Here is a 22,462-nt window from a genome sequence, read left to right as displayed (position 1 = left end):
AGGACCACATGAACGAGCATGTCCAGGCCGCCAAGGCCGCGCCGCTGTTCAATCCGCTGTCGCCGGACTTCATCCGCGATCCCTATCCCTTCTATCAGCAGCTGCGCGACAACGATCCGATGCATGTCACGCCGTTCGGGGCGTTTCTCGCCAGCCGCCACGCGGAAGCGAGCCTCGTGCTGCGCGACAAGCGCTTCGGCAAGGATTTCGTTGCGCGCTCGATCCGGCGCTACGGCCCGGACATCATGAACGAGCCGGTGTTTCGCAGCATGGGCCTGTGGATGCTGCACCAGGATCCGCCGGATCACACGCGGCTGCGCGGCCTCGTCGTGAAGGCGTTCACGGCGCGCCGCGTCGAGGACATGCGGCCGCGGATTCAGGAGATCGTCGACCGCACGCTCGACGAGGTCATCCCGCAGGGCCGCATGGACCTGATCGAGGACTTCGCCTTCAAGCTGCCGGTCACCGTGATCTGCGACATGCTCGGCATTCCCGAGGAGCATCGCGAGGCGTTCTACAAGAGCTCGCGCGAGGGCGGCCGGCTGCTCGAGCCGGTGCCGCTGTCGAAGGCCGAGATCGCCGAGGGCAATGCCGGCAACGCCGTGTCCAGGGCCTATTTCCAGCATCTGTTCGAGCTGCGGCGGAAACAGCCCGGCGACGACCTGACGACGCAACTGCTGCAGGCGGAGGAGGACGGCGCCAAGCTCTCGAACGAGGAGCTCACCGCCAACATCATCCTGCTGTTCGGCGCGGGGCACGAGACCACGGTCAACCTGATCGGCAACGGCCTCTTGGCGCTCCATCGCAATCCCGACCAGCTGGCGCTGCTGAAGGCGCGGCCCGAGCTGATCACCAACGCGATCGAGGAGTTCCTGCGCTACGATTCCTCGGTGCAGCTGACCGGGCGGGTCGCGCTCGAGGACATCGAGGATCTCGGCGGCCGCCGGATTCCGGCGGGCGAGAGCGTGCTGTGCCTGCTCGGCTCGGCCAACCGCGATCCCGCCGTCTATCCCGACCATCCCGAGAAGCTCGATATCACCAGGCCGAACGTGAAGCCGCTGTCGTTCGGCGGCGGCATTCACCATTGCCTGGGGGCGCAGCTCGCCCGGATCGAGGCCGAGGTCGCAATCGGAACCCTGCTGCGGCGGCTGCCCGAGCTGACGCTGGATGATGCGGACAACCCGGAATGGCGCCCGACCTTCGTGCTGCGCGGCCTCAAACGGCTGCCCGCCCGCTGGTAACCATCTTCGTTAACGGAGTTGTTGTGCAACGCCCCTGGAAAGACCGACAGCGCTGTGACTTCGCCATACTTAATCCTATATGATGCAGCGCTCCGGTATCGGTACCAGCGGGGCTTTTGCCGCAATGGTGGACAGGTTGGGACGCCGGAGCGTTGTCCTTTGAGGGAGACCCCGTGCAGACGACCCTGCTCGGCTTGGCGATTGCCTTCATCCTTGCGCTCCTTGCTGCGCTGATCGGCCCGTACTTCGTCGACTGGAACCAGTTCCGGCCGCAGTTCGAGGCCGAGGCCGGCAAGATCGTCGGCGTGCCCGTGCGGGTCGCCGGTGCGCTGGACGCACGGCTGTTGCCGACGCCGACCCTGCGGCTGCGCCAGGTCACGTTCGGCGGCGCCAATCACCTCGGCAAGCTGCGCGCCGACAAGCTCGACGTCGAGTTCAGCCTCGGCGACCTGATGCGCGGGCAGTGGAAGGCCAACGAGCTCACCATCGGCGGCATGGCCGCCGATCTCGGGCTCGACGCCAAGGGCCAGGTCGATCTGCCGGCGGCCTCGGGCCGGTTCAATCTGGCCGCGCTCTCGATCGACCGCTTCAACCTGACCGGCCGGGTCGCCCTGCACGACGCGGCCAGCCGCTCGACGATCGAACTGACCGATATCGTGTTCTCCGGCGACGTCCGTTCGCTGGCCGGCTCGCTGCGCGGCGACGGCGCGGTCTCGATCCGCGGCAGCCGCTATCCGTTCCGGCTGTCGTCGAGCCAGGACAAGGATTCCAACGGCCTGCGCGTCCATCTCAACATCGATCCGGGCGAGCGTCCGGTCATGGCCGATGTCGAAGGCCTGATCAGCTTCCCCAACCGCTCGCCGCGTTTCGAGGGCGCGCTGACGTTGTCGTCACCGCCCAAAGAGCCGAGCACCGACAAGGACAAGCCTGCCCAGGCTGCAAAGGACGCTTCGGCGAAACAGGCCCAAACGGCCAAGAGCAGCCCGGCGAACCAGGCTGGTGGCACGCCGTGGCGGATCGCCACCAAGATCGCGGGCGACCAGGCGTCCGCCAAGCTCGACCAGATCGAGGTGACCTTCGGCCAGGAGGATCGTGCGCTGAAATTCGCCGGCGGCGGTGACGTCCGCTTCGGTGCGATGCCGGTGCTGAAAGCGTCGCTGTCGGCGCGTCAGCTCGATGCCGACAAGCTGCTGGCTGGCGGCGATGAGGTCAAGGACCGGCGGGCGATCGCACCCGCGCTGGTGCTGCCGGCGCTGCGCAACTGGATCGCGCAGCTGCCGACCCTGCCGATGCCGGCCAACGTGCAGTTCTCGACCGAGCAGATCATGCTCTCCGGGCGCCCGGTGCAGAATTTCACGGCGGATCTCCACAATGAGCCGACCGCGTGGAGCCTCGAGAAGGTCGATCTGCGCGCGCCGGGCTCGACGCGTCTGACCTTCCGGACCATCGGCATCTCGACCTCGGTCACGGCAGGCTTCACCGGTGCGCTCGATCTCGAATCCTCCGAGCCGGATTCGCTGGTGGCCTGGCTGCAGGGCCGCAGCGACACGAGCTATCGCACGCAGCGTCCGCTGCGGCTGCGCGGCGATCTCAACGTCGCGCCGGAACGGATCGCGATCGATGGATTGAAGGCCGACATCGACGGCGGCTCCGTCGATGGACGCGTTGCTCTTCTCAACCGCCCCGCCGGCGCCGGCTCGCGCTTCGAGGCGGTGCTGAAGGGGGACCGCCTCGATCTCGATGCCGCGATGGCCGTCACGCGATCGCTGGTCGGCGTCACTGGTGAGTGGCCGGCGGAGGCGAGCGTGGCGCTGGACGTCGGCCGCGCCAAGCTCAGCGGCCAGGAGCTGCGTCCGCTCACCGCGCGCGTCTCCTACGATCCCAAGACGATCGCCGTCGACCAGATCAAGTTCGGGCAGAGTGGCGGCGTGACGACCGAGGGCGCCGGTCGCTTCGATCGCGCCGACGCCACCGGGCGGCTGACGGTGACGTCGATGGCTGGCTCGCTGAAGGAGATCACGGCGCTGGTGCAGCCGTTCGCGCCGCAGATCTCGGCGCGCTTCGATGCGCTCACTACGCCTGCGGGCGCGGCGCGGCTCAAGCTCACGCTGGATCTCGCCAAGGATCCCGCGAATGCCGACCGCAGCCAGGCCAAGGCGGTGCTCGATCTCGACGCGCCGCAATTGAAGGGCTCGGCCACGCTGACGGCGAAGCCCTCGGCCGCCGCGCTGCGCAGCTTCGAGGTCGATGCGATCGATCGCACCGAGCTCGGCGTCGAGAGCCGACTTTCGGCCGAGCAGGGCAGTGTCGTGCTGGCGCTGCTCGGGCTCGATCGTGTCGCAGCCGTCGGCAACGGTCCGGCCGAGTTTCAGTCGAGCGTCACGGGCAGCTGGCGCGCGCCGCTGCGGGTGAATGCAAAACTATCCGGCGTGGGCCTCGACGGCGACGCGCAGGGCACCGTCGAGCCGTGGGGCGATGCGGCCAGGGCCAATGTCAATCTGCGGCTGCGCAGCGCCAATCTGGCGCCGCTGCTGGGCGTGAAGCCGCAGGATCCGGCGGCGCAGAACATCCGCCTGTTCGGCAAGCTCGGGCTGTCCGGTGGCCGCGTGACGCTGGAGGACATCGACAGCACCGTCGGCGGATCGCGGCTACGCGGGCGGCTGGCGGTGAACCTCGACGACGACAGGCAGGTCGATGGCGAGGTCGGGATCGACGCGCTCGACGTGCCGCAAGTGGTCGCGGTGCTGATCGGCGCGGCCGGGCGCGAGCAGGCGGAGCCGCTCGGCGCCGGCCTCCTGAAGGGCTGGCGCGGCCGCGTCGCATTCCAGGCGCTCAGCGGCACCGTCTTGAACGGCACCGATTTGCGGCCGCTTGCGGGCGCCATCAAGAGCGATGGCCAGTCGCTGACCATCGAGAACCTCAAGGGCAAGCTCGGCGGCGGCGAGGTGATCGCCACTGTCGAGGCGCGGCCCAATCCGAACGGGCTCGTCCTGAACGGACGCATCGAGCTTGCCGGCGTCGACGGCAATGCGCTGCGCTATCGCAATCTGAAGATGCCCGCAGGCAAAGTGTCCGCACAGATGACGCTGGCCGCCGAAGGCCGCAGCGTGCAGGGCCTGGTCAATGCGCTTTCGGGCAACGGCACTGTGACGCTGGACAATGCATCGATCGCCAATCTCGACCCGCGGGCCTTCGATGCCGCCTTGCGCGCCGCCGACGCAGGGCAGGTGACCGACGACGGCAAGCTCCGCCAGGTGGTCGAGCCGGCGCTGGCGTCGGGTAGTCTGTCGGTCGTCTCGGCGCAGATCCCGTTCATCATCCGCGATGGCCGCGTGCGCGTCGGCGCCACCACGCTGGAGGCTCAGGGCGCGCGCGCCATCGTCTCCGGCGGCTTCGACGTTCCGGCCGACCAGGCCGACATTCGCGCCAGCCTGAGCTCGAACACGACCGGCAATGCCAACAGCCGCCCCGAGGTGCAGCTGTTCGTGATGGGCACGCCCGATGCGCTGACGCGGGTGCTCGATGTGACGTCGCTGTCGTCCTGGCTCGCGGTGCGCGCGATCGATCGCGAGACCCGCCGTCTGGATGCGATCGCGCGCGGCGAGCCGCCGCCGACCTATCCGTCGTCGACGGCATCGCTGCCGGGCGGCCCCGATGCTGCTCCCGTCACCCCTAACGCGACCGACGTGCCGATGCCGGGACGTGATCCGCGGCGGGATCCGCGGACCAAGCTCGGTGGCCCGCGCGCTGCCGTGCCGCCGCTTTCGGCGCCGCTCTCGGCTCCCGCCGCCGCGCCGCCGCCGGCCGCGCCGGCGGCACCTCTGGCGGCGAGCCAGCCGCAGGTCGCTCCGTTGCCGCCGCCGGTCGAGATCAAGCCCGCGCCCGGCGCCATGCCGCCGCGGCCGAGGCCGTTGCCGCGTCCGCCGGTCGTGCTGACGCCGCCGGGCAGCCCGTGATCGCGGGCGCGCGTCGGGCAGGGGCCGCGCCGATGATGACGTTGCGCCAGGTCGAGGTCATCCGCGCGGTGATGGTGACCGGCACCATCAACGGCGCCGCGCGGCTCTTGAAGGTGTCGGCGCCGGGCGTCAGCCGGCTGGTGAAATACACCGAGCGCTCGCTCGGCATCCGCTTCTTCCAGCGCCAGAACGGCCGCTACTTCCCGACCCCCGAAGCGCAGAACATCTTCGAGCAGATCAACAGCGTCTACGAGAAGGTCGACGATCTCAGCTACATCATCTCCAACATCGGCCGCGGCGCACTCTCCGAACTGCGCATCGGCTCGGTGCCGAGCATTTCCCAGGTGATGGTGCCGCGCGCGATCGAGCGCGTCCGCCGCCGCTATCCGGATCTCGGCATCGACATCAACATCCTCAAGATCGAGGAGGCGATCGACTATCTGATGCTGGGCAAGGGCGAGTGCGTGGCGATGAGCTACCGGCTCGACCATTCCGGCCTCGAATTCATGCCGCTGGCCTCGGGCGAGCTGTTCTGCATCGTGCCTGAAGGCCATGAGCTCGCCGGCCGCAAGCAGGTCTCGGCGACGGAGATGACGCGCTATCCGCTGATCGGCATCGATCCCAACGATCCCTATGGCCGGATCATGGCGGAGATCTTCGCGCGCAACAAACTCAGCTACAACATCTCGATCAAGGCGCGCTTCGGCACCACCGTGTGCGCGCTGGTGAAGGCCGGGCTCGGCATCGCCGTCATCGACCAGTTCACGGTCGCGCATGGCGGCTATCCCGGCATCGAGCTCATCAAGATCGCCGAGCCGACGCGGTTCGACACCTACATTGCGGTCAAGCGCGGCACGCCGCTGTCGCTCTACGCCGAGCATTTCATCGACTGCCTGCGCGCCGAGATGCGCGCGCTGGAGCCAGGCCGACGCCAGGTGGCGAAGCCTGCGAAAGCGGTCACCGGCAAAAAATAACATGATGTTAGGTTCAGCGGATATTTGGGTAATTGTGTTAGCCGGCCAAAGCGCTATCGTCCGCAGCGTCATTCATCGCTCGTGCGGCGATCGCGCGAGGCGGCAGCAGAGACTGAAGCGAACGTGCCTGATCTTTCCGCGCTCAAAGCCCGCAAATTCCTGACCGGTCTGATCGGTGCGCCGATCGCGCATTCGGCCTCTCCCGCAATGCACGAGCATGCCGCAGCGGCGCTCGGCGTGCGCTGCCATTACCAGCTCATCGAGGTCGCCGGCGCCGACCGGGCGGGCCTCGCGACGCTGCTCGAAGGCGTGCGCCGGCTGGGCTTTGCCGGTGTCAACGTGACCTATCCCTACAAGGAAGCCGTGGTCGAGCTGCTCGACGAGCTCGCGCCGAAGGCGGCGGCGATGGGGGCCGTGAATACCGTCGTCGTTCGCGACGGACGGCTGATCGGCCACAACACCGATACGACCGGCTTCGAGCGTGCGGTGGCACCGCTGGTCAGCCAGACTCATCGCGGCGTCGTGGCGCTGATCGGCGCCGGCGGGGTCGGCAAGGCGATCGCCTTCGCACTTGCGAACCTCGACGTCGCGGGCTTGCGCATCTACGACACCGAGCGGGCTCGGGCCGAGAAGCTGGCGAGCCTGCTGCCGGCCGGCAAATCCATCACTGTGGTCGACAGCGTCAAAGACGCGCTGCAGGGTGCGGCAGGCATCGTCAACGGCACCCCGATCGGCATGTTGCCGAACCGCGGTACGCCGGTGCCAGACCAGTTGCTGCGTGCCGATCTCTGGGTCGCCGACGCCGTCTACTCACCGCTGTGGACACCGCTGCTGAACGCCGCCAAGGGGAGGGGCGCGCAAGTGCTGCTTGGGCGCGAGCTCGCGATCTACCAGGCGGCCGACGCCTTCGAACTGTTCACCGGGCTCGCGCCATCGGCCGAGGCAATGGGCGCGGCCTTCGACAACCACATGGCGGAGAGATATCCGGCGGTTGACGCCGCCTGAGCAAACCGGCCAATACGCGCTGACCTAGTCGTTCAAGCAAAAACGCAAACAAGCGTTGAGATACAGAGGAGGAAACAACATGAGATCGACCATCCTGGCTGGCCTGTGCACGGCCGTTCTGCTGTCCGGAGCCGCCTACGCGCAGTCCGGCGCCCCCATCAAGATCGCCAACGTCGCCGAGCTCTCGGGCGGCGGCGCCACCGTCGGCACCAATTGGAAGAACGGCATCGACCTCGCCGTCGAGGAGATCAACGCCAAGGGCGGCATCCTCGGCCGCAAGATCGAGGTCAGCCACGCCGACTCGCAGTCGAACCCCGGCGTTGCGCGTGCCCAGGTGCAGAAGGCGCTCGACGCCGAGCCCTATGTGCTGCTCGGGCCCGGCTATTCCGGCTCGGTGAAGGTCACGGCGCCGCTGGCGGCTGAAGCTGGCATCGCGCAGATCATGGGCGGCGAGGCCGCTGAACTGACTCAGGGCGGCAACAAGTTCCTGTTCCGCACGTCGTTCGGCCAGCAATCATCGATGCCGAAGGTCGCGAAATACGTCAACGACGAGCTGAAGGCGAAGTCGGTCGCGGTGGTCTGGGTCAACAACGATTTCGGACGCGGCGGACGCGACGTCATCACCAAGGAGTTCAACCGCCTCGGTATCAAAGTTGCAGCGGATCTCTCGACCGAAGCCGGCCAGGCCGATTTCGCCGCCGACGTCAGCAAGATCAAGGCGGCGGCGCCGGATGCGGTCTTCATCTACGTCAACGAGGAGGAGAGCGCGCGTATCCTCAAGGAGCTCAAGCGCCAGGGCGTGACCGCGCCGTTGATCGGCGAGACCACGCTGGTCGGCCAGAAGGTGATCGAGCTCGCCGGTGATGCCGCCAACGGGGCTCGCGGGCATGTCGGCCTCACCACCGATGCGCCGGTCGAGGCGATCAAGGCGTTCCGTGACCGCTTCGTGAAGAAGTACAACTACGTGCCCGATCACAACGGCCTGAAGGGTTATCTGGCGATCTACATGGTCAAGGCGACGACCGAGAAGATGGGCAAGGTCGACTCCAAGGCGTTCGCCGACACCCTGCACGGCCTGACGATCAAGACCGCGGCCGAGCCGAACATCCTGATGGATGTCACCTTCGACCAGAACGGCGACATCGATCGCCAAGGCTTCCTGGTCGAGGTGGTCGAAGGCAAGCAGGTCGTGAAGCAGGTGCTGCCGAAGCTCAACTGAGGACAACGGTCGATCGGCGGCGCTGGTGGGGTGATGTCCGGCGCCGCCGTCACCCAAGGGCTCACGGGGAAACCATGTCCAATCTGCTCGACCTGATCGTGGCGGGACTCGCCACCGGCGCCATCTACGCGCTCGTAGCCGTCGGCTTCACCTTGCTGTGGCAGACCTCGCAGACCATCAACTTCGCCCAGGGCGAGTTCGTGATGCTGCCGGCCTTCCTGATGCTCGCGGTGCTGCACCTCGGCGCACCCTTCTGGCTCGCCGTTCTCGTCGGTATTCTCTTGTCGGCGCTGCTGCTCGGCCTCGCCTTCAAGATGCTGCTGGTCGATCCGATGCTGCGGCACGGCGTGCTGCCGCTCGCGATCGCCACCATGGCGCTGGCGATCGGGATCAAGGAGGCGGTGAAGCAGTTCTTCAGCGCTGAGGCCTCGCCATTTCCCTCGATCGTGCCGGTCGGTGACGTCACCATTCTGGGCCGCGCCATCTCGCTGCAGAGCCTCGGTGTGCTCGCCGTGGCGATCCTGGCCGTCGTCGGCCTGACCGCGCTGCTCAACCGCACCTCGCTGGGTCATCAGATGCAGGCGGCGGCGCAGAACCCAACGGTGGCGCGCATCATCGGCGTGCCCGTCGAGCGCATGATCCTGCTGACCTTCCTGATCAACGCCGTGCTGGTGGCGCTGGCCTCGCTGCTGATCACGCCGATCTATCTGGCAAAATTTTCCAGTGGCGAGGTGCTCGGGCAGGCGGCCTTCATCGCCGCGATCGTCGGCGGCTTCAACCAGGTCCGCGGCGCCATCGCGGGTGGCCTCCTGATCGGCGTCGTCGACAATCTCGCCGCCGCCTATGTGTCCACCCAATATCGCGCCGCCGTGCCGATGGTGCTGCTGATCCTGATGATCCTGTTCCGGCCGCAGGGCCTGCTCGGTCGGGCCGAGGAGCGCACGGTATGAGCAAGCACAGCAGACTGCTCCTTGCCGCGCTGGCTGTCGTCGTCATCGCCGGCCTGATCATCATCCCGATGAACTTCAACCGCTACGGCCTGTATATCCTGAGCCAGTGGGCGGTCATGACGATCGCCGCCATGGGCCTCAACCTCACGCTCGGCTACGCCGGGCAGGTGTCGCTGGCCCAGGGCGCCTTCGTCGGCATCGGCGCCTATGGCGCGGCGATCCTGACCACGCATGGCTGGCCGCTGATTGCGGCGCTCGGGCTCGTCATCGTGATCTGCTTCATCGTCGGCTGGCTGCTCGGCTATCCGGCGCTGCGCGTGCAGCATCATTACCTCGCTTTCGTCACGCTCGCCTTCTCGACGCTGATGTTCCTGGTGTTCCGCAACGAGAGCTGGCTTACCAACGGCATCTACGGCATCAGCAACATTCCGCGTCCCGAGATCTTCGGGTTCCCGACCCGCCGGCCGCTGCCGTTCTACTATCTCTGTCTCGGCTCGCTCGGGCTCGTCACGCTTGCGATGTGGTGGCTGATCCGCTCGCCCTGGGGCCGCGCCTTCATGGCTCTGCGTGAGAATCCGATCCGGGCGCAGTCGCTCGGCATCGACACGCGGCGCTATACTCTGATGGCGTTCGCGATCGGCTCCGTGCTCGGCGGCATTGCCGGCGTGCTCTATGCGCCGCTGACGCAATATGTCGATCCCGTGCCGTTCAACCTGCAGCTCTCGCTCGATCTCCTGATGATGGTGATCGTCGGTGGCTCCGGCTTCATGCTCGGGCCGTTCCTCGGCGCCATGATTGCCGTGCTGCTGCCGGAATGGCTGCGCTTCGCCGAAGGTTACTATTTGATGCTCTACGCGGCCGCCGTCATCCTGCTGCTGATCTATTCGCCGAGCGGCATCCTCGGCATTCTCGACCGTTACCTCAGCGAGCGGCGAACCAAGGCCGCGTCGGCGCTGCGGGCCGCGGCTCAATCCAAGCTGGAGGCCGCGCAATGACCGCTGTCCTCGACGTTCGCGACGTCAAGAAGAGCTTCGGCGGCATCACGGCCGTCGACGGCGTCAGCTTCGATGTGCAGGAGGGCGAGATCCTCGGCCTGATCGGCCCCAATGGCTGCGGCAAGTCGACGCTGTTCAACTGCATCCTCGGCCAGCTGGTGCCGAGCGCCGGCGAGGTGAGGGTCGATGGCAAGCTCGTCACCGGCCAGCGGCCGGCAGACCTGAATCGTCTCGGCGTCAGCCGCACCTTCCAGTTGCTGCAGGTGTTCCCAAAGCTCTCGGTGCGCGACAATCTCATTCTTGCCGGCCAGGAGCATCGCGGCAGCATGCTGTCGCGCCTGTTCGGTCCGTCAGATGCGGGCCTCACCACGACCGCCGATCAGATGATCGGCTTCTTCAAGCTGGAGCATCTCGCCAACGAGCCGGCCGGTGGCCTGTCCTACGGTCAGCAGAAGCTGCTCGATGCGGCCATGGCCTTCATGGGCGGCCCGCGGCTGGTGCTGCTCGACGAGCCCGCCGGCGGCGTCAACCCGACCATGCTCGGCGACCTCAAGGAGCGTCTGATTGCCATCAATCGCGAGCGCCGCGCCACCTTCGTCGTGATCGAGCACAACATGGAGTTCGTGATGTCGCTGTGCTCGCGCGTGATGGTGATGGCGGAAGGCAAGGTGCTTGCGATCGGCAAGCCCGACGAGATCAGGGCCAATCCGGCCGTGATCGAAGCCTATCTTGGACATTGAGGGAGCCGGCCATGAGCGATCCCATTCTCGACGTCCAGAACCTCGTCGGCGGCTACGGCAAGATGACGATCCTCAACGGCACCACCTTTTCGGTGCCGAAGGGATCGATCACCACGGTCATCGGCCCGAACGGCGCCGGCAAGTCGACCGTGTTCAAGGCGATCTTTGGTCTCTTGAAGTTGCGCGAAGGCAAAGTGATCTTCAAGGGGCGTGACGTCACCGGCTTGAGCCAGCGCGCGCTGCTCGGCGCCGGCATCTGCTACATCCCGCAGGGCCGCAACATCTTCGGCGAGCTGTCGGTGCGCCACAACATTGAGCTCGGCGGCGTCGCGGCTGCTCGCGACTTCGATCTCACCGCCCGTGTCGAGGCGGCGCTCGACGTGTTTCCGGTGCTGCGCAAGAAGGCGGACCGCCAGGCCTCGACCTTGTCGGGCGGCGAGCAGAAGCAGCTCGAGATCGCGCGCGGCCTTTTGCTTGAGCCGCAGCTGGTGCTGATCGACGAGCCCTCGATCGGCCTGTCGCCGCTGATGGTGCAGCAGACTTTCGACATGCTGAAGCAGCTGCGCGACCGCGGCGTCTCGGTGCTGCTGATCGAGCAGAACGCCCGCTCGGCGCTGGAGATCTCCGACTACGGCATCGTGCTGGAGCTCGGCCGCACCCGCATCATCGACAAGGCCGACCGCGTGCTGGCCGATCCGCGCATCGGCCAGCTGTTCCTGGGCGGCGCAATGGAGGAGACGGCGGCATGAACAAGCGCTCGATCGCGACGGTTTCCATCAGCGGTGCCCTCGATGAAAAGCTCAAGGCGATTGCCGCGGCGGGCTTCGAGGAGGTCGAGATCTTCGAAAATGATCTCGTTGCGTTCGGGATGCGGCCGCGCGAGATCGGGCAGATGTGCCGCGACCTAGGGCTCTCGATCTGCGCCTATCAGCCGTTCCGCGATTTCGAGGGCATGCCCGAGCCGCAGCGCGCCCGCAACTTCGTCCGCGCGGAACGCAAGTTCGACCTGATGCAGGAGCTGGGCACCGACCTGCTGCTGATCTGCAGCAGCGTGTCGCCGCTGTCGCTCGGCGGCATCGACCGCGCCGCCGCTGATTTCCACGAGCTCGGCGAGCGCGCCGCAAAACGTGGCCTGCGCGTCGGCTACGAGGCGCTGGCCTGGGGCCGCCACGTCCATGATTATCGCGACGCCTGGGAGATCGTGCGCCGCGCCGATCACAAGGCGATCGGCGTCATCCTCGACAGCTTCCATGCGCTGGCGCCGGCGCTGCCGACCAACGCGATCCGCTCCATTCCGGCCGACAAGATCTTCCTGGTGCAGCTGGCCGACGCGCCCAAGCTCGAGCTCGACGTGCTGTCCTGGAGCCGGCATTTCCGCAGCTTCCCGGGGCAGGGCGACCTGCCGGTCGGCGAGTTCATGGAGGCCGTGGCTGCGACCGGCTATGCCGGGCCGCTGTCGCTCGAAATCTTCAACGACCAGTTCCGCGCGGGATCATCGCCACGGACGGCGCTCGACGGCATGCGCTCGCTGCTGCTGCTGCAGGATGATCTTGCCGGAAAGATGCCGGCGTCGCCGGACGAGCGCTTTGCTCCCCGCGTCAAAAGCCACGGTATCGGCTTCGTCGAATTCGCCGTCAGCGAGGACAAGGCCGAGGTGCTGGCGACGCTGTTCGGCCAGCTCGGCTTCCGCAACACCGGGCGTCATCGCAGCAAGGCGGTGCAGCGCTGGACACAGGGGGCAATCGAACTGGTCATCAACTGCGAGCCGGCGAGCTTTGCGCATTCGCATTACGTGACGCATGGTGCCGGCGTCTGCGCCATCGCACTCGACGTCGACAGCGCCGATCGCGCGATGGCGCGGGCGCAGTCTCTGAAGACGCGCACCTTCGTGCAGCCGGTCGGTCCCGGAGAGCTCGAGATCCCGGCGATCCACGGCGTCGGCGGCAGCCTGTTGTATTTCCTGGACACGCACGGCCGGCACTGGGACGTCGACTTCGAGGCGGTTGCCAGCGACAAGGGCACGGACCGGCTCGTTGCGGTCGATCACATCGCGCAGTCGATGCCGCATGAGGAGATGCTGTCCTGGCTGCTGTTCTACTCGGGGCTCATCGACTTCTCCCGTCTGCCGCAGATGGAGATCGCGGACCCCAGGGGCCTCGTGCAGAGCCAGGCGATCGTCAACGGCGATCGAAGCCTGCGCTTCATCCTCAACGGTTCGACGGCAAACCGCACGCTCTCGTCGCGCTTCATTTCGGAGTTCTTCGGCTCCGGCGTGCAGCACATCGCCTTCTCCTGCGATGATATCTTCGCGGCCGTGGCCGAGATGCGCGCCCGCGGCGCCGGCTTCCTCGACATTCCCGACAACTACTACGACGATCTCGAAGCCAAATACGACCTCGCGCCCGAGACCATCGCTGCACTCCGCGCCAACGAGATTCTGTACGACCGCGACGGCGACGCGGAGTTCTTCCAGGTCTACACCCACATCTTCGAGGAGCGCTTCTTCTTCGAGATCGTACAGCGCCGCAACTATCAGGGGTTTGGCGCAGCCAATGCCGCGATCCGTCTCGCAGCGCAGGCCCGCGAGGTGCGGCCCGACACGATGCCGCGGCTGTAGCTCAGGGCTCGGGCCGGATCCCTGGCAGGCGGACGACCTCCTCGGCGAGATAGTCGATCAGCAGCCGCACGCGCGCGATGCCGGCGCGCTCCGGGACGATCAGCATGTTGAGCGGAGTCGATGGCAGACGGTGGTCGGGCAGGATCACCGTCTGCCTGCCCGCCGCAATGAGGTCATCGACCAGCCAGGCATGGCTTGCGCCGATTCCGCGCCCCGACAGCACGGCCTCTCGAACCCCGAGTCCGTGATTGGTGCGGAAGCTGCTTCTGAACGGCACCTCATGGCGTTCTCCGTGGGGTCCGAGGACGACAAGCGTCTCGCTGCCCGCGATGTTGGTCATGCGGATGCCGTCATGGCCGACCAGGTCCTGCGGCGTGCGCGGCGTGCCGCGCCTTGCCAAATAGTCGGGAGAAGCGACCAGCAGCCGGTGTGAGTAGCCGAGCGACCGCAGCTTCAAGGAGCTGTCGGAGAGCGGTGCGAGACGCAGTGCGATATCGACACCTTCGCGGACGAGGTCGATGCGTTCGTCGGTCAGGTTGAGGTCGACGGCGATGTCGGGGTAGCGGTCCTGGAACGCGAAGATGAGCCGGATGACGTGGAGGATGCCGAACGCCGCCGTGCAGGAGATCCGGATTGTGCCGCTGGCCGCGCCGCGCGTGCCACGCGCTTCATCGCCGGCCTGCTCGATCAGCCGCAGGATCTGAACGCAGTTGGCGTAATAGCGGCTGCCCTCGTCGGTGAGGGTCACGCGGCGGGTGGTGCGGCTGAGCAGCGGCACGCCGACGGTTTCCTCCAGCTCGTGCAGATGTCGGGTGATCGTGGACTGCCCGACGCCGAGCTCGCGTGCCACCGCCGACAGGCTGCCGCGCTCGGCGACCCGGACGAAGCTGCGCATGTGCGCGATGCTGACGTCTGATTTATCCATAATCCGGCATAATATTATTGATATGCGATATATAGTGGATAGATGAGAGCGCGTCTATGTCTTGGCCGTATCAACGAAGGATCCAAGCCATGAACGTGCTTCTCGTCTTCGCCCATCCCGAACCCCGCTCGCTGAACGGCGCCTTGCGCGACGCGGCCGTTGCCGAGCTCGCGGCTCAGGGGCACGAGGTCAGGGTCTCAGACCTCTACGCCATGGGCTGGAAGTCGGCCGCCGACCGCGCCGACTTCCCGCAGCTCTCACCAGAGGCGCGCCTCAACGTCGCGATCGCGTCCGGCGAAGCTTTCAAGGCGCAGACCCTCACCGATGACGTCAGGGCCGAGCAGGCCAAGCTGCTCTGGGCTGACGCGGTCATCCTGCAGTTTCCGCTGTGGTGGTTCACGATGCCCGCGATCCTGAAGGGGTGGGTCGACCGCGTCTATTCCCAAGGCTTCACCTACGGCGTCGGCGAGCACAGCGACAAGCGCTGGGGCAATCGCTACGGCGAGGGCGTCTTCGCCGGCAAGCGCGCCATGCTGGTGGTGACCACAGGCGGCTGGGAGGAGCACTATTCGGAGCGCGGCATCAACTGGCCGATCGACGATCTGCTGTTCCCGATCAACCACGGCATCCTGTTCTATCCCGGCTTCGACGTGCTGCCGGCCTTCGTGGCGCACAAGGTGGGCCGGCTCGATGAAGCGGGTTTTTCAGACGTCGCAGAGCGGCTGCGCGCGCGGATGCGGACGCTGTTTACGGATCAGCCGATTCCCTATCGTCGCCAGAACCACGGCGACTATCTGATTCCGTCGATGCAGCTCCGGCCGGAGCTTGGCGTGGAGGGCGCGCACGGCTTCGCGCTGCATGTGGACGCCGCGCGATGATGGCGGCGGGCGCGAGCAGTCAGCCCGCGCCCATCGCCACTGCGACGTGGTAGGTCGCGAACGCCGCCGCGTAGGCGAGCGCGAACATGTAGAAGAAGGTCACGGCCATCCAGCGCCAGCTGCCGGTCTCGCGCCGGATCACCGCCAGCGTCGAGGCGCATTGCGGGGCGAAGATGTACCAGGCGAGCAGCGCCAGCGCGGTGGCGAGGCTCCATTTGTCGGCCAGCACCTGGCCGATCTGCTCGGCCGCCTCCTTGCCGCCTTCGATCGCATAGACGGTGCCGAGCGCGGCAACCGCGACCTCGCGGGCGGCCATGCCTGGCACCAGCGCGACCGCGATCTGCCAATTGAAGCCGACCGGCGAGAGCAGGGGGGCAAGGGCCTGGCCGATCATGGCCGCGAGGCTGTAATTGATCGCAGGCTCCGTTGCGCCCGCCGGCGGCTGCGGGAACGAGGCGAGGAACCAGATCAGCACCATCATCGCGAAGATCGTGGTGCCGGCGCGCTGCAGGAACATCTTGGCGCGGGTGTAGACGCCGATGGCGATGCTGCGCAGCCGCGGCATCTTGTAGTCCGGCAGCTCCAGCATGAACGGCGCCGGCTGGTAGTCGCGCATCAGGAAGAACTTGACCAGGAACGATACCAGCAGCGCGCTGACGATGCCGGCCGCATAGAGCCCGAACATCACGAGGCCCTGCAGGTTGATCAGGCCCAGCACCTTGGTCGGCGGAATGAACGCCGAGATGATCAGCGTATAAACCGGGATCCGCGCCGAGCAGGTCATCAAGGGCGCGATCAGGATCGTGGTGAGCCGATCGCGCCGGTTGTCGATCACGCGCGTCGCCATGATGCCGGGGATGGCGCAGGCGAAGCTCGACAGCAGCGGGATGAAGGCGCGGCCATGCAGGCCGGCGCCGCCCATGATGCGGTCCATCAGGAACGCCGCGCGCGCCATGTAGCCGAAATCTTCCAGAAGCAGGATGAACAGGAAGATAATGATGATCTGCGGCAGGAACACGATGACGCTGCCGACGCCGGAAATCACGCCGTTCTGCAGGAAGCTCTGCAGCAGCCCTTCGGGCAGCTGGTCATGCACGAGCTGGCCGAGCGCATCGAAGGCCGCCGACAGCAGCTGCATCAGCGGCTGCGCCCAGGCGAACACGCCCTGGAACATGATGAACAGGATGGCCAGCAGGATGAAGAGGCCGCCCACCGGATGCAGCGCGATGGAATCGATCCGAGCCGTCCAGGTGTCGGGCCGCTCAGGCAGGCTGACCGTCGCATTGATGATGCGATCGGCCTCGCGCTGGGTTGCGCGCAGCTCCGGGACAGTGAGGGGACGCCAGGTGTTGGCACGTTCGCCGCCTGCGGCGTCCGCCCCCGCGGCCAGCTGATCGGTGAGCCTCAGCAGATCGTCGGTGCCGCCCTTGCGGACCGCGATCGAGGTCACGACCGGCACGCCCAGCGCCTGCGACAGGCCCGCGACGTCCACGGTCACGCCGCGGCGCTTGGCGATGTCGAACATGTTGAGGACCAGCGCCAGCGGCCGGCCCGTGCTCTTGAGCTCGAGCAGGAGACGAATTGTCAACCGCAGGTTGGTCGAATCGGCGACGCACAGCACGAGATCGGGCAGGACTTCGCCGGTGGCGCGTCCAAGCACGAAATCCCGCGTGATTTCCTCGTCCGGGCTGCGGCCGCGCAGCGAATAGGTGCCGGGCAGGTCGACCAGCGACACCTGGCGGCCCTGCGGCGTCACGAATGCGCCCTCTTTGCGCTCGACGGTGACGCCTGGATAGTTCGCGACCTTCTGACGGCTTCCCGTCAGCGCGTTGAACAGCGAGGTCTTGCCGCTGTTGGGAGTTCCCACCAGGGCCAGGTGCAGCAGAGGGCTTTCCATGGTCGACGCTTCCCGCGCGGCCTATGCCACGATGACGGCCATGGCCTCACGCCGGCGGACCGCGACGGTGATGTTGTCGACACGGACGGCGATCGGATCGCGCCCGACGATCCCTTCGTGCAGAATTTCGACCCGGGCGCCCTCGACGAAGCCGAGCTCGATGAGCCGGCTTTCCAATTCGACGTCCGGCAGGGACGACGTCGTCCCGCCCGCTGCAAGGTGCTGGATCGTTCCGGTATAGCCACGTCGGGCCAGACCGAGCGGCAAAGGCGGCCGTGTGTCGCAGATTTCGCTCATAGCCTGTATTTTCAATCGCATGCCAAGAGGTCAAGCACGGCGTGTACCATGCAGTGGCATCTTAGAGCGATTTTAAACAGACTGGACCGGCCGCCCTCTGATCTGCCTCAAGGAGCGGCAGCAGCCGCCGAGTGCCGGCTGTCCACCGCGGCCTTCGGCTCGATCCCCGACGACGCCGAGGACGCCGCTGCGCGGCTCTTGAAATGGTCGAGAACGAACAGCCGGATCGCCGAAGACAGGTTGCCCTGCTGGCGATTGTTGTCGATCTCTCCGACCAGTTCGGACAGCGTCATGTTCCGGAGACCCGAAATCTCCTTCATGCCGTTCCAGAATGCCTCTTCGAGGCTGACGCTGGTCTTGTGACCTGCGACTACGATTGAACGTTTTACGACGGGCGACTTCATCACGCGTCCTCGCCATTGATACGATGTTGATCGAGTAATTCGTTCGCGCGCTTGTCGCGTTGTGCGTCAGTTGCGCGTTCGGACTTCGTCCTGCCGTGGCGAGCGCGGTTGCTTTCGGCGACCTTTGCTGCCTGATCGCGCTCTACGCGCTTTCTGAAACGCTTTAAGTTGATGACGTCCCCCATGCTTGCTCCAATCATCTAAGGCATCGAATGTCGCGAGGAGAGCATGCGCATTGCGCGGATGAGCCCAGGCGTTCTCCAGACAATCACGTCATCGCTCCCTGATAGTTCGAATGCCATTCGCGTCGTTGCGAGCGGGTTTTGTACTCACCAAACGCAGCAGAACTTGTAGTCGAGAGTATCCTTTAGGGGTTAACAGCGAGAATTGCATCACCCCCCGTAGTACTACGGGACTACCGTCAGGGTCTTCCGGGCCTCGTCATCTGCTCGGGCCGCACGAGGCGGTCGAATTCCTCCTCGGAGACGAGGCCGAGCCGCACGGCCTCCTCTTTCAGCGTCGTGCCGCGCTGATGCGCTGCCTTGGCCACTTTGGCGGCGTTGTCGTAGCCGATCTTCGGCGCAAGCGCCGTGACCAGCATCAAAGAACGCTGCATCAGCTCGCGAATCCGCGTTTCGTCGGCTTGAATCCCGGTCACGCAATGTTCGCGGAATGAACGCGCAGCATCGCCTAGTAATTGTATGGACTGCATCATGCAATGTGCGAGCAATGGCTTGAACACATTCAATTCGAAATGGCCCTGGCTGCCGGCCACGGTGATCGCGGTGTGATTGCCGAACACCTGGCAGCACACCATCGTCAGCGCCTCGCACTGAGTCGGGTTCACCTTGCCCGGCATGATCGAGGAGCCCGGCTCGTTCTCCGGCAGAATCAATTCGCCCAATCCCGACCGCGGGCCCGATCCGAGGAAGCGTATGTCGTTTGCGATCTTGAACAGGCCGGTGGCCGCCGCATTGATCGCGCCATGCGCGTAGACATACGCGTCGTTCGAGGCCAAAGCTTCAAACTTGTTCGCGGCGCTGGTGAACGGAAGCCCGGTGATGTGGGCGACGTGTCTCGCGAATGACGCCGCGAATTCGGGATCCGCGTTGAGACCGGTGCCCACGGCGGTGCCGCCCTGGGCGAGGGGCAGAAGATCACGGGCTGCCGTCTCGATCCTGGCGATCGCGCTCTCGACCTGCGCGGCATAGCCCGAGAACTCCTGGCCGAGCGTCAGCGGGGTGGCGTCCTGGGTGTGGGTGCGGCCGATCTTGACGATGTCTGCGAATGCATCCTCCTTGGCACGCAACGCCGCCAGGAGCTCCGACAAAGCCGGCACCAGATGGCCGGAAATCGCCCGTGCGGCCGCGATATGCATCGCGGTGGGGAAGGAGTCGTTGGACGACTGGCTCATGTTGACGTGATCGTTCGGGTGCACCGGCTTCTTGGTCCCGCGCTCGCCGCCGAGCAGCTCGCTGGCGCGATTGGCGATCACCTCGTTGAGGTTCATGTTGGTCTGCGTGCCGGAGCCGGTCTGCCAGACGACGAGCGGGAAATGGTCGTCGAGCTTGCCGTCGATGACCTCCTGCGCCGCCTCGATGATGGCCTCCGCCATGCGCGGCTCGAGCAAACCAAGCTCGCGATTGGTCTGGGCCGCCGCCAGCTTCACGAGCGCCAGCGCATGCACGAGGCCCATCGGCATCCGGTCGTGGCCGATGCGGAAATTCTGCCGGCTGCGCTCAGTCTGGGCGCCCCAATAGCGGTCGGCCGCCACCTCGATCGGACCAAAGCTGTCGGTCTCGGTCCGGGTCGGTCCGGAAGATGATGAATTCGCTGATGTCGTCATGACACATGCCCATGATTGGTCGTGAGCCGGCAGTGGCCGGTTCAAGCATGCGTCAATCTATGGGCTCGTTGGCCGTTCCGCGCGCGGCGAATGCGCCTATTTCTTGCGGAAGCGGTCGAGGCGGACGACTTCGGCGCCTTCGCTGGGGCCGCCCGGCGAGGCCGGCTTGTCGTCGCTCGCTTCGCTGGCCGGTGCGGGCATCGGCACGGCGACCGCCGCGGGGGCAGGGGCGGCCGGAAGCTTCGGCGAAGCCGGCGTCTCGGCGATCGCCTCCGACGGCTCGAACTGCAGTCCGAACTGCACCGACGGATCGAAGAAGCTCTTGATGGCGTGGAACGGGACCACCAGCCGCTCGGGGATGCCGCCGAACGAGAGGCCGACCTCGAAGCGCTCCTCCGTCACCACCAGGTCCCAGAACTGATGTTGCAGGATGATCGTCATCTCGTCCGGATATTGCGCCAGCAGCCGCGGCGACAGCTTCACGCCCTCGGCCTTGGAAATGAAGGTGATGAAGAAGTGGTGCTCGCCGGGCAGGCCATGCACGGCCGCATCACTCAGCACACGGCGCAGCACCCCGCGCAGCGCGTCGCGCGCCAGCACATCGTATCGAATATGATCGGTCGCCATGATCGGTCCTGTATCCTGATGGGCCGCGCCCCGGTGCCGGACGACCGCGCCTGGTGGGCAGCAGCGTTCCGACTCGCATTTGTCACATGGTACTCCGGACAGGCGCCGAGGTCAGCAGCCAAGCCGGTCCGCGTCGACATATGGGAACGCACCGTGGCCGGCGGGAGTCCATGCGGCAAGGGAATGAACGCTCGAAACGGCAAAAATGCGCAGCCAAGCAGCGCTGACGAGTGAGCGTGAGCGAAGAGAAAGTGGAGGCTTCTGTTGCCAGGTGCCTCCGAACCCCGCCTAACGGAGCTTAACCCGTTAGGACTTTAAGGTGGTTTTTCAAACCGCGTTACGCAGCCTGAGCAACCGGAGCAAAGTTGTCGTTGGCAACTATTGCAGTAGCCCGATAACGGCGGAACAATACCGGGAAAAAGCTCGCCCTTTACGCCCTCGTCGATCCTATTTCGCCCCCGCCAAAACCCGTTCTGGATATCGATTCCAGCGGCGGGCTTTGGTGGAGGCGCCGGGTACCGCCCCCGGGTCCGAATGGTTTATTTCGACGGCGATTTATTTCCATAGCCGGCAAGCCGGCACACCCTATATAGGCCGCTCGCCGCCCGATGCACAGAGCCCAGATGTCACGGGCTGCGACAAAAATGTGGGCGGGTGTGCGGAACCCTGCGTTCGATCTTGGCAGGCGCGAACCCATCCTCCTAGAGTGTCGCATGACCTCCGAGATTGCGCCGGCGGCCTCGTCTGCAGCCGACATCGCCAAAACCCCGCCCAGCCTTCGCACGCTCTTTTTCGCATTCGCAAAAATGTCGCTGTCCGGGTTCGGCGGCGTGCTGGTGTTTGCGCGCCGCGCCATCGTCGACGAGCACCGCTGGATGACGGCGGAGGAGTTCAACGAGACCTTCGCACTGTGCCATTTCCTGCCCGGGCCCAACATCGTCAATCTCGCTATGGTGTTCGGCGCGCGGCTGCGCGGCATTCCCGGTGGAATCGCGGCCTTCGCCGGCCTGCTCGTCCCGCCGATGCTGCTGATCACCGCCCTTGCGGCGCTCTACGATCGTGCGGGGCAGGCCGACACGCTCCGGCAGGGGCTGGCCGGCGTGTCCTGTGCAGCCGTCGGCCTGCTGGCCTCGGTGGTGTTTCGCATGATGTCGCCGCTCCTGAAAAAGGGCGACGTGGTCGGCCTCGTGGTCATGGCGGGCGTGTTCGTCGCGATCGGACTGGTCCGCCTGCCGCTGCAGGAGGTTCTGCTGGCGGCCGTGCCGCTCAGCCTCGCTGTCACCTATGCCAAGACCTACGCCAAGACGCGGTGGGCACGATGAGCGGGGACGACAATCCGCTGTTCCAGCTGTTCTGGACCTTTGCGCTGATCTCGCTGTTCGCTGTCGGCGGCGCGGTTGCGGCTATTCCCGAATTGCATCGCGTCGCGGTCGATGTCCGGCACTGGATGACCGACAAGCAGTTCGCGGATGCATTTGCGCTGTCCCAATTGTCGCCCGGCCCCAACGTTCTGATCGTCGCCCTGATCGGCTATTCGGTCGCAGGCGTCGGGGGCGCGGCGGCCGCGACCATCGCCATGTGCGGTCCCACCGCAATTCTCTCCTACGTCGTCAGCCGATGGCTCGCGAACGCGCGAGACCTGCGCTGGCCCGCCATGCTGCAGGCTGCCCTGGTGCCGCTGTCGATCGGCTTGATGGCTGCGAGCACGTGGGTTCTCGGCGTGGCGTCGGATCAGACATGGCGGGCGTTCGCGCTGACCGTGATGGCTGCGGTTGTTGCGTCTCTGACGCGGCTCAATCCGCTCTGGCTGCTGGCGGCGGGCGGCTGTCTTGGTTTCGCTGGCCTTCTCTAGGGAAAGCCGCTAGCAAAACAGAAGCGGCCGGGCTGGCTC

Annotated in this window: 20 protein-coding genes and 1 other RNA gene; 13 read left to right on the top strand and 8 right to left on the bottom strand. The window is 66.1% G+C overall.

The window, feature by feature from the left end; genetic code table 11:
• Positions 1-8 precede the first annotated feature (8 nt).
• The 10 genes from QQL87_RS21990 to QQL87_RS21945 all read left to right on the top strand — a co-directional run bounded on the left by QQL87_RS21990 (position 9) and on the right by QQL87_RS21945 (position 13,697).
• Positions 9-1,241 carry a cytochrome P450 gene (locus QQL87_RS21990; RefSeq protein WP_284420740.1) on the top strand — a complete coding sequence of 411 codons (1,233 nt, stop codon included), beginning with the start codon at positions 9-11 and terminating at the stop codon, positions 1,239-1,241.
• Between the two features lie 173 nt (positions 1,242-1,414).
• Positions 1,415-5,197 (top strand): AsmA family protein, encoded by a 3,783-nt coding sequence (locus QQL87_RS21985; protein ID WP_284420739.1) that lies wholly within the window; start codon positions 1,415-1,417, stop codon positions 5,195-5,197.
• Positions 5,198-5,229: 32 nt separating this feature from the next.
• Entirely contained in the window at positions 5,230-6,171 is a 942-nt protein-coding gene (locus QQL87_RS21980; protein WP_284420738.1) for a LysR family transcriptional regulator, read from the top strand.
• Between the two features lie 123 nt (positions 6,172-6,294).
• Positions 6,295-7,176, top strand: coding sequence for a shikimate dehydrogenase (locus tag QQL87_RS21975; RefSeq protein ID WP_284420737.1), 882 nt, complete (start codon positions 6,295-6,297; stop codon positions 7,174-7,176).
• Between the two features lie 79 nt (positions 7,177-7,255).
• Complete coding sequence (locus QQL87_RS21970; protein ID WP_284420736.1) at positions 7,256-8,395, top strand: ABC transporter substrate-binding protein; 1,140 nt, start codon at positions 7,256-7,258, stop codon at positions 8,393-8,395.
• A 74-nt stretch (positions 8,396-8,469) separates the two neighbouring features.
• Positions 8,470-9,345 carry a branched-chain amino acid ABC transporter permease gene (locus tag QQL87_RS21965; RefSeq protein WP_284420735.1) on the top strand — a complete coding sequence of 292 codons (876 nt, stop codon included), beginning with the start codon at positions 8,470-8,472 and terminating at the stop codon, positions 9,343-9,345.
• Positions 9,342-10,340: a branched-chain amino acid ABC transporter permease gene (locus tag QQL87_RS21960; protein WP_284420733.1), complete on the top strand. Its 999-nt coding sequence runs from the start codon at positions 9,342-9,344 to the stop codon at positions 10,338-10,340. Before QQL87_RS21965 ends, QQL87_RS21960 begins: the two co-directional genes overlap by 4 nt.
• Positions 10,337-11,080: an ABC transporter ATP-binding protein gene (locus QQL87_RS21955; RefSeq protein WP_284420732.1), complete on the top strand. Its 744-nt coding sequence runs from the start codon at positions 10,337-10,339 to the stop codon at positions 11,078-11,080. Before QQL87_RS21960 ends, QQL87_RS21955 begins: the two co-directional genes overlap by 4 nt.
• Positions 11,081-11,091: 11 nt before the next feature.
• Positions 11,092-11,829: an ABC transporter ATP-binding protein gene (locus QQL87_RS21950; RefSeq protein ID WP_284420731.1), complete on the top strand. Its 738-nt coding sequence runs from the start codon at positions 11,092-11,094 to the stop codon at positions 11,827-11,829.
• Entirely contained in the window at positions 11,826-13,697 is a 1,872-nt protein-coding gene (locus QQL87_RS21945) for a bifunctional sugar phosphate isomerase/epimerase/4-hydroxyphenylpyruvate dioxygenase family protein (RefSeq protein ID WP_284420729.1), read from the top strand. The genes QQL87_RS21950 and QQL87_RS21945 overlap by 4 nt, the downstream gene beginning before the upstream one ends.
• A 1-nt stretch (position 13,698) precedes the next feature.
• Here the strand turns inward: QQL87_RS21945 and QQL87_RS21940 are convergent, their stop codons facing one another.
• Positions 13,699-14,622: a LysR family transcriptional regulator gene (locus QQL87_RS21940; RefSeq protein WP_284420728.1), complete on the bottom strand. Its 924-nt coding sequence runs from the start codon at positions 14,620-14,622 to the stop codon at positions 13,699-13,701.
• 89 nt (positions 14,623-14,711) lie between these two features.
• Here QQL87_RS21940 and QQL87_RS21935 point away from each other — a divergent pair, with 89 nt between their 5' ends.
• Entirely contained in the window at positions 14,712-15,500 is a 789-nt protein-coding gene (locus QQL87_RS21935) for an NAD(P)H-dependent oxidoreductase (protein WP_284420727.1), read from the top strand.
• A 19-nt stretch (positions 15,501-15,519) separates the two neighbouring features.
• On the opposite strand, the gene feoB is transcribed toward QQL87_RS21935, so the two are convergent.
• The 7 genes from feoB to ssrA all read right to left on the bottom strand — a co-directional run bounded on the left by feoB (position 15,520) and on the right by ssrA (position 21,190).
• Complete coding sequence (gene feoB / locus QQL87_RS21930) at positions 15,520-17,397, bottom strand: ferrous iron transport protein B (RefSeq protein ID WP_284420726.1); 1,878 nt, start codon at positions 17,395-17,397, stop codon at positions 15,520-15,522.
• A 21-nt stretch (positions 17,398-17,418) separates the two neighbouring features.
• The gene (locus QQL87_RS21925) at positions 17,419-17,694 is read right to left on the bottom strand and encodes a FeoA family protein (RefSeq protein WP_008963599.1); all 276 of its coding nucleotides are present in this window, start codon (positions 17,692-17,694) and stop codon (positions 17,419-17,421) included.
• 107 nt (positions 17,695-17,801) lie between these two features.
• On the bottom strand, positions 17,802-18,098 hold the full coding sequence (locus QQL87_RS21920) for a ribbon-helix-helix domain-containing protein (protein ID WP_284420725.1): 297 nt from the start codon (positions 18,096-18,098) through the stop codon (positions 17,802-17,804).
• Positions 18,098-18,283, bottom strand: coding sequence for a DUF4169 family protein (locus tag QQL87_RS21915; protein WP_284420724.1), 186 nt, complete (start codon positions 18,281-18,283; stop codon positions 18,098-18,100). Before QQL87_RS21915 ends, QQL87_RS21920 begins: the two co-directional genes overlap by 1 nt.
• 236 nt (positions 18,284-18,519) lie before the next feature.
• Entirely contained in the window at positions 18,520-19,944 is a 1,425-nt protein-coding gene (gene fumC, locus QQL87_RS21910) for a class II fumarate hydratase (RefSeq protein ID WP_284420723.1), read from the bottom strand.
• Positions 19,945-20,040: 96 nt separating this feature from the next.
• The gene (locus tag QQL87_RS21905) at positions 20,041-20,571 is read right to left on the bottom strand and encodes an SspB family protein (protein WP_284420722.1); all 531 of its coding nucleotides are present in this window, start codon (positions 20,569-20,571) and stop codon (positions 20,041-20,043) included.
• A gap of 250 nt (positions 20,572-20,821) precedes the next feature.
• Positions 20,822-21,190, bottom strand: a transfer-messenger RNA (tmRNA) gene (gene ssrA / locus QQL87_RS21900).
• A 94-nt stretch (positions 21,191-21,284) separates the two neighbouring features.
• On the opposite strand from ssrA, the gene QQL87_RS21895 reads away from it, so the two are divergent.
• Together QQL87_RS21895 and QQL87_RS21890 are read left to right on the top strand one after the other, a co-directional pair.
• Positions 21,285-21,893, top strand: coding sequence for a chromate transporter (locus QQL87_RS21895; protein WP_284420721.1), 609 nt, complete (start codon positions 21,285-21,287; stop codon positions 21,891-21,893).
• Positions 21,890-22,423 (top strand): chromate transporter, encoded by a 534-nt coding sequence (locus QQL87_RS21890; RefSeq protein ID WP_284420720.1) that lies wholly within the window; start codon positions 21,890-21,892, stop codon positions 22,421-22,423. Before QQL87_RS21895 ends, QQL87_RS21890 begins: the two co-directional genes overlap by 4 nt.
• The last annotated feature ends 39 nt before the right edge of the window (positions 22,424-22,462 follow it).

Origin of the sequence: Bradyrhizobium sp. SSBR45G (assembly GCF_030159255.1) — a bacterium.
Classification (GTDB): domain Bacteria; phylum Pseudomonadota; class Alphaproteobacteria; order Rhizobiales; family Xanthobacteraceae; genus Bradyrhizobium.
This window is presented reverse-complemented; position numbering and strand designations above follow the sequence as displayed.